The following is a 12,075-nucleotide window of genomic DNA, read 5'->3' as shown; positions in this document are numbered from 1 at the left end:
ATATTTAGGAAATAGACATGTCTAACACAGCTACTGGCACAGTTAAGTGGTTCAACGAAACTAAAGGCTTCGGTTTCATTCAACAAGAAAACGGTCCTGACGTATTTGCTCACTTCTCTGCAATCACTGGTGACGGCTTCCGTACTCTAGTTGAAGGCCAGAAAGTAGAATTTGTTATCTCTCAAGGTCAAAAAGGCCCTCAAGCAGAGCAAATCAAAGTACTTTAATTCTTAAAGAATTTGATACGATAGCCAGCTTTTAAAGCTGGCTATTTTTTTGCCTAAAACTTATTTTGCCAACAAAACGATATAAATCTATGGCTCTTAAACCAACCATTTACAAATTTCGTATCGCCATTTCCGATATGAATAATGACTATTACGATTCTAAAAATCTAACTATCGCCCTCCACCCTTCTGAAAAGCCGCAACGAATGTTGGCTCGCATTCTAGCTTACTGTTTAAATGCTCAAAGCAATCTGGAGTTTACAAAAGGACTCTCTACGATTGAAGAGCCTGATTTATGGCATGTTGGCGATGATCAAAGCATTACTCACTGGATTGAAATTGGCGAACCAGAACCAGACAGAATTAAGAAAGCTTCTCGCCTAGCAAAGCATGTAAAAGTTTACACTTATAACACCAAAGCGGCTGTCTGGTGGGACAAAATGTCAGGAAAGTTCTCAATGCTTCCCGTCAACGTAGAGAGCTTTGACTATGACGCTATCGACTTGATTTGTCAGCACCTTGACCGAGGTACTAGCCTTTCTGTTATGATTACTGGCAGCTCAATTTTTGTTGATATCAATGATCAACATATCGAAGTAACGGTGAAGGAACTAAAAAACCATGACGTCTCTTAGTGAACTGAGTCAAGAGATGGGATTTGAAGAAATCCTCTTTGTTAAAGAACATAAAGCAGCAAAGCGACGTTGGTTAAAAGAACAGTCACAACTATTTACAAAAGTTTGTGAGAACAAACCCACAACAGCACCTACTCTTCACCTGCTTGGCCTTTTGACCAAATCACATATTGAAGCAAGTGCTAACTACGAGCAACATGCTCACTCTACCCAGCGTATGCAGCAAGTTCTGACTGACTCCTTGGGTAATGAGCTCGCGGATAAGTTTACTAACCAATCTGCTGAAGACCTAATCTTAGTCACCCACCTTTGGTTATACACGCAAGGCTATTTAAATATGGATTTCAGCTTGGCGCACGATCATGCCGAGCAGACTCAAAATACATTGCAGCATGAGCTTGTCATAAAACGCATGGACGTTGATGCATTCAGAACCGAACTCATGCAAAGTTTTTATCAAGGTAAAGAAGCCCGTCCGGCTTCAGCAAGTGGCTTTTGGGGTTGGTTTAAACGCCTATTTTCCGCATAAAATACATGGTTTTATCCATTTCAAACAACTGATAGACTTCACGTTCAGTGCAACAAGCATCATGATTGCATTCTTAAAGGACAATTACCCAATGAACATCAAGGGATCATTATGAAGTTTATCCGTTGGATTTTAGGCAAGGTTATCTTATTGCTGAACGTGGTGTTCTCACCTCGTGGTATTAAGCGCACCGCAGAAGAACAGCAACGTATTGATAAAAAAGCGAAACAATACGCACTTTACCAATTTGAAGCCTGCCCTTTTTGCGTAAAGGTCCGCCGTGCAATGAAGCGTCAATCGGTGAACATTGAGCTACGTGATGCAAAAAATAACCCGACTCATCGAGCTGAACTAGAGCAAGGTGGTGGGCGAGTTAAAGTCCCTTGTCTTCGTATCGAAAAAGATGGCGAGACACAGTGGTTATACGAGTCATCTGACATCGTCGCTTACGTTGAAAAAGAATTTGCCTAAGTTCCCCCTATGAACATTGGCGGATGTAAAAGAGGCACCTAACGGTGCCTCTTTTCTATTTTTTCTAGCTAGATGTTGCCGTGCGAGCTTTCCTTATTCAGTCTTCTTGCTCAACTCCGAACTTAAACTCCACTAAGCAAATAACGGGTATGCAAGAACAACACAACGAAGATTACCGCCCAACGTCTGCGTTATTCATCCACGATCAATGTTAGCTCTACGCGCCGATTGCAAGCTTTACCACTCGCTGTCGCATTGCTGCACTTCGGTACATACTCTCCGAAGCCTCTAGAAAACACTCGTTGACGTGGAATACTCGTCGCCAATAGTTGTTTTTCTACTTCACGAGCTCGCTTTTCAGATAGCGTGTCGTTGAAACTTTCAGCTCCCGTACTATCCGCATGACCATCAATCACGACATCAACATCAGTTCTTCCCGCCAGATAGTGACCAATGTTTCGAATCCAGTCTTGAGATTGAGCAGATAATCTTGCTGAGCCCGTTTGAAAATGCACTTGCTCTTTCAAACGTATCATCAGGTGGCCACCACTGAGCGTCTCGTGAGGAATGTTATGCCTGCTCAGGAACATTTCCAGAGAGGTCACGTTTTGCGACTTTTTTACTGACGCCCTCGCCGTTTGATATGAACGAGAGGAAGAAGCCACATTGGATACGCTCGGGTATCCCCACTCTGGGTGTCTCAGATCAGTGTTTGATTTAGGAGCTGTATCTAAAATGTTCCCACCTGGGACCATATCTTGATCGAGGCTGCTGCACCCGGCCAGAATGCCACAAACAATTAAAAACCAATGCTTCATACCATTACCAACGTAGAAAAACTCTTGTTCATTGTGTCGACAAAACACGCCGAATCTTTAGCGCTTTTGTTCACCGATTGGTTTGTCTATGCAGCGTTCATGCCACTGGAGTCAATGCAAAATCATCTCTCAAATAAAAAGCAACACTAAAATACCCTACCCTTGCAGCCCATACGTCAGGCAAAGTCTGTTACCAATGGTCTCACTTTATTGTTATTTAATGGTTTTAGTCACTATCGTTAACCGATAAACTAACGCAAATTTCTCATTTAGAGCACTACTATGTTAAAAACCATATCGAAAGGCTTTGCTGTTGTTGTTGCCGTAATGGCTTTGTCGGCATGCGATAGCGGCAAGAGTCAGCCTCAGCAAGGCAAACAATACGAAGTTTTGCCAGTATCCCTTGAAGAATATGATTTAGCTCCCCTGACTGAAGCATTCTCTTTAACTTGTGGCCACTGCCGCTCAATGGAAGAGTTTGTCCCTCAAATTGAATCATTGACCGATCAAAGCGTTGAAAAAATGCATGTAACGTTCAATGAAAGTGCACAAGTGAGCGCCATCATCTTCTATACTGCCGTAATGCAGCTTGAATCAACACCAGATAAAGCGTTTATGGCAGATCTTTTTACTGCTGTGCAAATGGGTGCCGATGCAACGGCTGAGGAACGCCAAATCGCTGTTGAGAAAGCCTTTGAGTCTCGCAACCTTATCAGCCCTTACCATTTAGATGAAGCACAGCAAAAAGCGCTGTTTGAGTACATCACTAAGGCAGAAGCGATCACCACGCGAGGCCAAATTAACTCCGTTCCAGCCTTTATCGTAAACGGAAAATATCAAGTAATTACTGGTGGTCATGACAGCGTTGAAGCCATGGCAGAAACCATCAACTTTTTGCTAAAACAACCTAAATAGACAAGGAGATTACGTGTCTAAATTTTTGTTTCCTCTTATTATTTTTATTTTGGCGGGCTTTTTCATTTACCGTACTTGGACAAACCATAAAGTAGCAGATGAAAACTTTGCCAAAGGCCAAGCATTCTTACTAGAAAATGCGAAAAAAGAAGGCGTCATCACAACAGAAAGTGGCCTTCAATACATGGTTCTTGAAAAAGGCGAAGGTGAGGTTCACCCAACGGCAACAAGTAAAGTAAAAGTACACTACCACGGCACCTTGATTGATGGCACGGTATTCGATAGCTCTGTTAATCGTGGTGAGCCGATTTCATTTGGTCTTAACCAAGTCATTAAAGGCTGGCAAGAAGGTCTACAATACATGGTAGAAGGTGAGAAAATCCGCCTTTTCGTACCAAGCACGCTTGGCTATGGTAAGAGTGGCTCTGGCCCAATTCCACCAGCAAGTGTTTTGATCTTTGATGTTGAACTGCTAGAAATTCAATAAATCTAGAAAGCTTTGTCTTAAAGCCAAAGTATCAAAACCAAAAACGCCGCGAACCACGCGGCGTTTTCTGTTTTAAGAAAGGTTAAAAACCAATATAGTGATCCGAAAGCAATGCAATGAACAACGCCAAAAGATGATAGATAGAGAATTTAAACGTCTCCATCGCGGTATTTGGCTCTGGTGCATATTTTAGCTTCCATGCATGGTACATAAAGCCAGCATTGAGGAGTAGCGAGGCAAAAAGATACACCACGCCGACCATACCAACCAAAACCGGTAGGACACAAACCAAAGTCAATAGCACCGTATACAACAGAATAGAAGTTTTGGTGTACTCAATGCCGTGTGTCACTGGCAGCATGGGAATATCTACCTTGCGGTAATCCTCGACACGATGAATAGCCAGAGCCCAAAAATGTGGTGGCGTCCAGATAAAAATGATCATCACGAGCAGCCAAGCATTCGCATGTAATTGCCCTGTTACAGCAGTCCAACCGAGAAGAGGCGGCATCGCACCGGCAATCCCTGCAATGACGATATTTTGGGGCGTAGCACGTTTGAGGTACATTGTGTATACCATCGCATAGCCGAGCAAACTCATCAAAGTCAACCATGCCGTCAGCGGGTTGACTATCGCATAGAGAAGTACAAACCCTAAGACACCTAAAACTGTAGCGAAGGCTATCACCGATGATGGTTTAGTCTCACCCGATGGCAATGGTCGTTTGTGTGTACGTGCCATTCTCGCATCAATTCGGCGGTCAATTAGATGATTAAACGCTGCCGCAGACCCTGCCATCAGACCAATCCCCGTTAGGCCAACTACCGCCTGCAACCAGGGGAAATCATCAACCGGGGCTAAGCTCATACCTACTACTGCCGTCACCAACATTAACGCCACCACTTTAGGTTTCGTTAACTTCAAATAAACGGAACTTAGTCGCTTTCGCCCATTTAACGACAGCGCGATTTCTTTACTCATAGCGAACTCCTTTCGCGGTGTAATTCCAAGCCGTTTTACCCTGCCACAAGTAAAACTGGCTAACACAAACGAGACTCAACATAACAGCGGCACCAAGGTTGTGCGCCACCGCGACATAGATAGGAAGTTGAAATACTACGTTGCTTACACCCAGCATAATTTGGCACACCAGAGTGAATAACAACCACCCTCCAATTCTCTGTGAATGATGAGAATCTTGCCTCATAAGCCCAATACTATAAGCCAATACCACGGTGGCGGTAACAATAGCGCCTATACGATGAGTGACGTGTATAGTCATTCTTGCCGGATACTCCAAGACACCAAATTCATAATTCTCGAATCCAGTTTGCCAGAAAGAAAACGCTTCTTTCCATGAGAGATGGCTCATCCAGTCTCCCTCACAAATCGGCAGTGTGGTACACATCAGCGCAGCATAATTTGACGAAGTCCATCCTCCAAGGAGCACTTGCACCAAAACAACCAGAAAAACCAACAATGAAAAGCCTCTCAGAGAGCTAGAAGATGGAGAGAAATAGAGATTGTTTTGCGCTTTTAATTGGCAGTAAAAAATCGCCTGTAACGCCAATAAAACAAAACCACCGAGCAAGTGAAGCATCACGATGACGGGCATTAATTTAAGAGTAACTGTCCACATTCCCAAAAGTGCCTGCCCAATCACCAATACGCTTAGCAACATCGGAATGGTTGAATTTACACGCTCAGACCTTACTGATATCGCTGCCATCGCAAAAATGACTAAACCTAACGTTCCCGCAAAATAGCGATGAATCATCTCAAGCCATGCTTTCTCATGCTCTACTGCCCGCTCGGGGAAGTTCAGGTTAGCACGTATGACGTCTTCTTCTTGATGCGGTACAGAAAAGTGCCCATAACAACCAGGCCAGTCCGGGCAACCTAACCCTGCATCTGAAAGGCGAGTATATGCCCCTAATATGATCACCACGAGAGTTAGCAGCAAACTGAATCTAACCAACTGAATTAATTTCATATGCACTTCCTCTAACCGACTCGTGACAGTTTTAAGAGCTTGCGTAAGTCCGCCAACATACCTTTATTCAATAGGACTAAGTCCTCATTTGGTTTCGGCGAGTAAGACATCACCAGTTGCCCAAGAGGATCAACGATCAATATTTGCCCAGGTTTCACTTTAGCGGTAACCAATTCATTCATTTGCATCGCTAACATCGATACTTCCATGGGATCTGAATGCTCAGTCTGCCAAACGACTGGCACTACTCGCTCTTGATACTTACCTAAAGCAACATGACTTTGCTGAAGCAGGTAAAGCTGCTGTTTACACTGTTCAGTGCATTCGTTAGGCAATACATAAGCGAGTTGCCAACCATGGTCTTTGAGAGGTGACTCTTGACCAAGCTGCTCTAACGTCGTGTATGGTTCGACTAACTCGCCTCTATTGGTCACTCCGCTTTGATACCACCCTTGTGTGAGAATGACTTTTGCAATGACAGCGGGAAGCGCGAACGTACAAACCAGCGCAATCAACATTAGTCGTCCTTTGGTTACTTTAGATGTCATGCTTCACCTCCATGTGACGCAACTTTTTTTGCCAACGAACAAAAACAATTAAAGTCAGTATTAAGAAAACACCTGCCATCGAAAACCATTGAATCGAATAGCCAAAATGTTTGGCACTATTGAGTGGTAATGGATTCCAAGGAAAGTCATAGGGCCAACGAGTTAAATTGTCTGGCTGCAAGACTGCGGGCATAAGTTCAATATTCAGTAGCTGATTCAATTGCGCGATGTTTAGGTTTTGCACGCGAATAACATCGCCAACTTCCGGCATTAACTCTGAGCTCAGTGGATTAGTAGATTTTCGGTACAGGCGTCCTGTGATGAAAATCGAATTATCGAGTTTGGTGACCGTTGGTAACATTGAGCGATCTGCTCTTCCCTCGACAAAACCAAGCTCCAATAACGCATAGGTACTAGGCTCATCGCTCGTCAATACAATCTGAAATGCTAAATATCCCACACTGCCTTGGTTCGTTTGGTTGTCTAACAAAATTACGGGAAACGCCTGAGGAACAACATTAACTTCCACTTTTTTCCCGAGGATACTTTCCTCTCGCCAGTCGTTGTCTTCAAGAACGACGCTTAGTGCTTGGTACGCACTATCCGCACGCGCGAGAATGGCTTGTTCCAATGCTTGTTTTTCTTGCCCTCTCTCAAACTGCCAAAAACCCAGTTTGACCAAAAGAGAAAACACAACCACAGTTAAACCAACTGCAACCCAAAACCGTTTCGATAGCCATAATTGTCTTGATAACAACAATGATGAAACCGGAGGTGCCATGTCCACCGTATTTCTATTCAAACTGACGCTTGTCCTTTTGCTGCTTTTCATTATCTTCAACCTCGCAAAAGCGCTTATCGAAATGGTTCGTGAAGACCCAGATAATCCTGAAAAAAGAGACAAACCCATGAGTCATTACTTAGGCCGTCGAGTCATGTTCTCCGCTTTGGTGGTCGTCCTTTTGCTTATTGCGCTCAGCTCGGGTTGGCTAGCACCAAACCCTCGCCCTTATTAGTCGAACCAAGAGTTCACACTGAGCCTAAAGTACGTAAACAAACACAAACAGACATAACCAAACCACATCCACGAAATGCCAATACCAGCTGCCCGCTTGAAAGGCAAAATGGTTCTTTGGCGAAAAGTGATCTTTAGCGATTCTGAACAGCAGCACGATTAAGAAGATAGTCCCAAGACAAACGTGTAAACCGTGGAATCCCGTCAACATGAAGAACGTGTTACCGTAAATACCGGACTGCAACGTGAGCCCTATGTCTTGATAAGCATGAACATACTCAACCGCTTGGTAATATAGGAAAAAGCCAGCAAGTACGATGGTTATCTCTAACCAAACAATCAGTGCCGTTCTTTTGTCTTGTTCAAGGCTTATATGCGCCATATGTAGCGTAATAGACGACAATAGCAGCAAGATAGTGTTGGTAAGGGGTATGCCCTGCCACGGCATAGCTTGTGTTGTTTCTCCTCCCGGCGTCAGTGTGAGTGGCCACATCGCTTCGAAGGTTGGCCACAGGACTTCGTTAGTCATGAAGTTATTATCTGCCCCACCTAACCAAGGCACAGAAATCATTCTGGCGTAGAACAAGGCACCAAAAAAGGCACCAAAAAACATCACTTCAGAAAAGATAAACCAGCTCATTCCTTGGCGAAAAGAACGAGTAATTTGCGAGCTGTATTTTCCACTCAGTGATTCAGTAATCACATTACTAAACCAACCAGCCAACATGTAAAGCAAGAACAAGAAGCCCACCGCTAGCACAATGCCACCAATGGTTCCCACTGCACCGTCACTTTGTGTCCCCTGGACGGTCATGCCTGCGCCAACAGCAACCAAAAACAGAGCAAATGCACCGATGATCGGCCAGCTACTTTGAGCGGGAACATAATATGTTCCTGGCTTGTTACTCATAATTTCTCTCCTTACTGACCAACCTTGGTCTGTATCTCTCTCCCTGAGTGGCTAAGAGCCTGTAGGAGGGGGAAGTTTATAGAGTGTGTAAGACAGCGTTAACGTGTGTATAGACTCCGGCAAGTCCGGTTCGATATAAAAAATCAACGGCATTTGAGCTTGCTGTTTACCATCCAGAGGCTGCTGGTTAAAGCAAAAACACTCAATCTTATTGAAGTAAGCAGCTCCAGTCCCGGGAGAAACAGAAGGAACGGCTTGCCCCACCAACTTCTGCCCGCTTTCATTAAATGCAAGGTATTCGGTTTGTACGACTTCACCTGGGTGAACATCCATCGAAATCACTTTGGGTCTAAACTCCCAAGGCATATCTGGGCTGACATGCGCCATAAACTCCACGCGAATAGTTCGGCTCATGTCCGGTTGCATACCTGTCGGTTGAATGGCGGCCACTTCACTTGTCTTTCCATTGATTCCCAGTGCGTCGCACATCACGTCATAAAGTGGGACCAGTGCATAGCCGAAGCCAAACATTAACAGGGTCGCCAAAAGCAACTTCACTGTGAGCTTCTTGTTTGATGGATTCGGTTTCATGTCACTCACCCCACTCTTTGCTAGTCAATCTTAGGCGGTGTAGTAAACGTATGATGCGGCGCAGGGCTTGGCACTGTCCACTCTAAGCCCTCCGCACGTTCCCACGGTTTTGCAGAAGCCTTTTCCCCGCCACGAATACACTTGATCACCAACCATAAGAAGATCAGTTGTGACAACCCGAATGCAAACCCACCAATTGATACTATTTGATTAACATCAGCAAACTGAATGGCGTAATCCGGTATGCGTCTTGGCATGCCCGCTAAGCCGAGGAAGTGCATTGGGAAAAACAGGACATTGACGGAAATAATTGAGCACCAGAAATGCCATAAACTCAGCTTGTGGTCGTACATATTGCCCGTCCACTTAGGTAGCCAGTAGTATGCCGCTGCCATGATCGAGAATACCGCACCAGATACCAACACATAATGAAAATGGGCAACCACGAAGTAAGTGTCATGATATTGGAAATCCGCCGGCACAATCGCCAACATCAGTCCCGAGAAGCCGCCAATAGTAAAAAGCACAATAAAGGCAATGGCAAACAACATTGGCGTTTCAAATGTCAGAGCTCCACGCCACATGGTGGCAACCCAGTTAAAGACTTTAACCCCCGTTGGTACCGCAATCAGCATAGTGCAATACATAAAGAAGAGCTCAGCAAAAACTGGCATCCCCGTGGTAAACATGTGGTGCGCCCACACAAGGAAAGATAACAATGCAATGCTGCACGTCGCGTAAACCATCGAATGATAACCAAACAGCTTCTTACCACTGAAAGCAGGCAGAATGGCGGAGATGATTCCAAACGACGGTAAAATCATGATGTACACTTCTGGGTGACCAAAGAACCAAAAGATGTGTTGGAACATTACCGGGTCACCACCACCAGCTGCGTCAAAGAAGCTAGTCCCGAAATATTTGTCAGTAAGAACCATGGTCACCGCACCCGCTAATACCGGCATAACCGCGATTAGCAAGAAAGCGGTAATTAACCAAGTCCAAACAAACATTGGTAACTTGAACCAAGTCATTCCCGGAGCTCGCATATTTACGATCGTCACGATAACGTTGATCGCGCCCATAATGGAGCTGATACCCATGATATGCACAGAGAATACAAACAGCGCAGTGCTATCCGGGCCATAAGTCGTGGACAGCGGAGCATAAAACGTCCAACCAAAATCAGGACCGCCGCCAGGTAAAAACAACGAGCTCAACAAGATGAGAAATGCAAAAGGTAAGATCCAAAAGCTCAAGTTGTTCATGCGCGGCAGCGCCATATCTGGAGCGCCGATCATCATCGGGATCATCCAGTTAGCAAGCCCCGTAAATGCTGGCATCACCGCACCAAATACCATCACTAAACCGTGTACCGTGGTCATTTGATTAAAAAACTGCGGATCGACTAGCTGTAGCCCTGGCTGGAACAGTTCGGCACGAATGATCATAGCCATCGCACCACCTGTTAGAAACATCGCAAAGCTAAACCAAAGGTAGAGGGTGCCTATGTCTTTATGGCTTGTAGAATACAACCAACGAGTGATGCCCTGGGGTGCATGATGCTCGTGACCATCATCAATCGCAATGGTACTGTTCGCACTGGCTTCTGCTGGCGCAGACTTCACTGCCTTATCTATTGGCTTACTCATATTTCCTCCTTAGCACTGCCTTGTGCTTTAAAGGCATTCACATCGGATGCTTGCACTGTATCGCCAGTATCGTTGCCCCATGCATTTCGTTGATATGTGATAACCGCGCCAATTTCTTTGTCACTTAACTGATTAGAAAAAGCCTGCATCGCGGTGCCCGGGCGACCGTTGACAATAATATCTATGTGCTCTGTAACATCTCCGGTTGCAATAGGACTGCCTTTAATCGCGGGAAATGCACCCGGAATCCCCTCACCATTTGCCTGATGACACACAGCGCAACGCGCCGTGTATATCGATTCGCCTTGCGACATCAATTCATCCATAGATAAGTCTTGAGAGAGCGCTTCTTGTGCCGCCGCTTTTTGAAGTGCGAGTTCTTCCTTCTTACTCGCTAGCCATTCATCGAACTTTTCTTCTTCCATCGCATGCACCACCACTGGCATAAATCCGTGTGCACGACCACATAGCTCCGCACATTGGCCGCGATATACGCCTGGCTCATCAATTCTTGTCCATGCTTCATTAATAAAACCTGGAATGGTGTCTTTCTTGACGGCAAAGTCCGGTACCCACCAAGAGTGAATGACATCATCAGAAGTCATCAAAAAACGCACTTTGCGATTCACAGGCAACACCAAAGGGTTGTCTACTTCCAGTAAGTAATGTGCGCCTTTAGCTTCGATTCCATCAATTTGTTTTTGGCTGGTGGCAAGCAAACTAAAAAACTCAACATCTTCGCCAAAATAGCTGTAATGCCATTTCCATTGCGAGCCTGTGATCTTGACCGTGATATCCGATTGGCTTGTGTCTTCCATTGCGACTAAAGTTTTCGTTGCGGGAATCGCCATAGCGACAAGAATGATGATGGGTATGACCGTCCAAATAATTTCCACTTTTGTACTTTCATGGAAATGTGCGGCAACTGCTCCTTTTGACTTGCGATGACGGAAGATGGAATAGAACATCACACCAAAAACAATCAAAGCAATTACACAGCAGATATAGAAAATCAGCATATGTAATTCATACACTTGCCCACTTATCTCTGTGACCCCTTTTGTCATGTTGTAGTCATTTTCCTTTGACCAACCAAAAGAGGAAAATGTGATTAAAATCACATTCAGTGATAAGGCTAGAGTAGTCGTTAATCTTTTCAAAAGATCTCTCCTCTGCTCAGCCGCTACGCCTACGCGAGCTTCCTTGCGTCCCGATGCAAATATCGAACAACTTTACGAAAAATCACAAAAACTACGATTTCGACACGGTTTGTTATATTTATG

16 protein-coding genes are annotated in these 12,075 nt (G+C 44.8%); 7 read left to right on the top strand and 9 right to left on the bottom strand.

Annotated features, from left to right (window positions below):
- The first annotated feature begins 17 nt into the window (after window positions 1-17).
- From J4N43_RS18210 to J4N43_RS18195, 4 genes are all read left to right on the top strand, one after another.
- A complete protein-coding gene (locus tag J4N43_RS18210) occupies window positions 18-227 on the top strand; it encodes a cold-shock protein (protein WP_005375625.1) in 210 nt (69 codons plus the stop codon).
- Between the two features lie 89 nt (window positions 228-316).
- On the top strand, window positions 317-862 hold the full coding sequence (locus tag J4N43_RS18205) for a YaeQ family protein (RefSeq protein WP_005375627.1): 546 nt from the start codon (window positions 317-319) through the stop codon (window positions 860-862).
- Entirely contained in the window at window positions 849-1,391 is a 543-nt protein-coding gene (locus J4N43_RS18200; protein WP_158159389.1) for a hypothetical protein, read from the top strand. The genes J4N43_RS18205 and J4N43_RS18200 overlap by 14 nt, the downstream gene beginning before the upstream one ends.
- A gap of 111 nt (window positions 1,392-1,502) precedes the next feature.
- A complete protein-coding gene (locus J4N43_RS18195) occupies window positions 1,503-1,862 on the top strand; it encodes a glutaredoxin family protein (protein WP_053350481.1) in 360 nt (119 codons plus the stop codon).
- A 191-nt stretch (window positions 1,863-2,053) separates the two neighbouring features.
- Here the strand turns inward: J4N43_RS18195 and J4N43_RS18190 are convergent, their stop codons facing one another.
- Window positions 2,054-2,680, bottom strand: a complete 627-nt coding sequence (locus J4N43_RS18190) for an OmpA family protein (RefSeq protein WP_158159390.1) — start codon at window positions 2,678-2,680, stop codon at window positions 2,054-2,056.
- A gap of 282 nt (window positions 2,681-2,962) precedes the next feature.
- Between J4N43_RS18190 and J4N43_RS18185 the strand changes: the two genes are divergently transcribed.
- Both J4N43_RS18185 and bamJ read left to right on the top strand, forming a co-directional pair.
- Complete coding sequence (locus tag J4N43_RS18185) at window positions 2,963-3,595, top strand: thiol:disulfide interchange protein DsbA/DsbL (RefSeq protein WP_042521488.1); 633 nt, start codon at window positions 2,963-2,965, stop codon at window positions 3,593-3,595.
- A gap of 13 nt (window positions 3,596-3,608) precedes the next feature.
- The gene (gene bamJ / locus J4N43_RS18180; RefSeq protein WP_005375638.1) at window positions 3,609-4,082 is read left to right on the top strand and encodes a BamJ family beta-barrel-assembly machinery protein; all 474 of its coding nucleotides are present in this window, start codon (window positions 3,609-3,611) and stop codon (window positions 4,080-4,082) included.
- 82 nt (window positions 4,083-4,164) lie between these two features.
- On the opposite strand, the gene cyoE is transcribed toward bamJ, so the two are convergent.
- From cyoE to J4N43_RS18160, 4 genes are read right to left on the bottom strand one after another with little or no spacing between them, the layout of a single operon-like run.
- Window positions 4,165-5,064 (bottom strand): heme o synthase, encoded by a 900-nt coding sequence (gene cyoE, locus J4N43_RS18175; RefSeq protein WP_042521489.1) that lies wholly within the window; start codon window positions 5,062-5,064, stop codon window positions 4,165-4,167.
- Complete coding sequence (locus tag J4N43_RS18170) at window positions 5,057-6,076, bottom strand: COX15/CtaA family protein (protein WP_064376784.1); 1,020 nt, start codon at window positions 6,074-6,076, stop codon at window positions 5,057-5,059. The genes cyoE and J4N43_RS18170 overlap by 8 nt, the downstream gene beginning before the upstream one ends.
- 11 nt (window positions 6,077-6,087) lie before the next feature.
- Window positions 6,088-6,624: a redox-active disulfide-containing membrane protein gene (locus J4N43_RS18165; RefSeq protein ID WP_158159391.1), complete on the bottom strand. Its 537-nt coding sequence runs from the start codon at window positions 6,622-6,624 to the stop codon at window positions 6,088-6,090.
- On the bottom strand, window positions 6,614-7,405 hold the full coding sequence (locus J4N43_RS18160; RefSeq protein WP_172563880.1) for an SURF1 family protein: 792 nt from the start codon (window positions 7,403-7,405) through the stop codon (window positions 6,614-6,616). The genes J4N43_RS18165 and J4N43_RS18160 overlap by 11 nt, the downstream gene beginning before the upstream one ends.
- On the opposite strand from J4N43_RS18160, the gene J4N43_RS18155 reads away from it, so the two are divergent.
- Window positions 7,404-7,640, top strand: a complete 237-nt coding sequence (locus J4N43_RS18155) for a DUF2909 domain-containing protein (protein ID WP_005375504.1) — start codon at window positions 7,404-7,406, stop codon at window positions 7,638-7,640. The genes J4N43_RS18160 and J4N43_RS18155 overlap by 2 nt on opposite strands.
- A gap of 24 nt (window positions 7,641-7,664) precedes the next feature.
- Here the strand turns inward: J4N43_RS18155 and J4N43_RS18150 are convergent, their stop codons facing one another.
- Genes J4N43_RS18150 through coxB form a run of 4 tightly spaced genes read right to left on the bottom strand, consistent with a single transcriptional unit; the run spans window position 7,665 to window position 11,952 of the window.
- On the bottom strand, window positions 7,665-8,549 hold the full coding sequence (locus tag J4N43_RS18150) for a cytochrome c oxidase subunit 3 (RefSeq protein WP_005385214.1): 885 nt from the start codon (window positions 8,547-8,549) through the stop codon (window positions 7,665-7,667).
- Window positions 8,550-8,600: 51 nt separating this feature from the next.
- Window positions 8,601-9,140: a cytochrome c oxidase assembly protein gene (locus J4N43_RS18145; protein WP_017821600.1), complete on the bottom strand. Its 540-nt coding sequence runs from the start codon at window positions 9,138-9,140 to the stop codon at window positions 8,601-8,603.
- Between the two features lie 20 nt (window positions 9,141-9,160).
- Window positions 9,161-10,792 carry a cytochrome c oxidase subunit I gene (ctaD, locus tag J4N43_RS18140; protein WP_005375510.1) on the bottom strand — a complete coding sequence of 544 codons (1,632 nt, stop codon included), beginning with the start codon at window positions 10,790-10,792 and terminating at the stop codon, window positions 9,161-9,163.
- Window positions 10,789-11,952: a cytochrome c oxidase subunit II gene (gene coxB, locus J4N43_RS18135; RefSeq protein ID WP_005385208.1), complete on the bottom strand. Its 1,164-nt coding sequence runs from the start codon at window positions 11,950-11,952 to the stop codon at window positions 10,789-10,791. The genes ctaD and coxB overlap by 4 nt, the downstream gene beginning before the upstream one ends.
- Window positions 11,953-12,075 lie beyond the last annotated feature (123 nt).

This window comes from Vibrio sp. SCSIO 43009 (genome assembly GCF_023716525.1).
Taxonomy (GTDB): Bacteria; Pseudomonadota; Gammaproteobacteria; order Enterobacterales; family Vibrionaceae; genus Vibrio; species Vibrio alginolyticus.
This window is presented reverse-complemented; position numbering and strand designations above follow the sequence as displayed.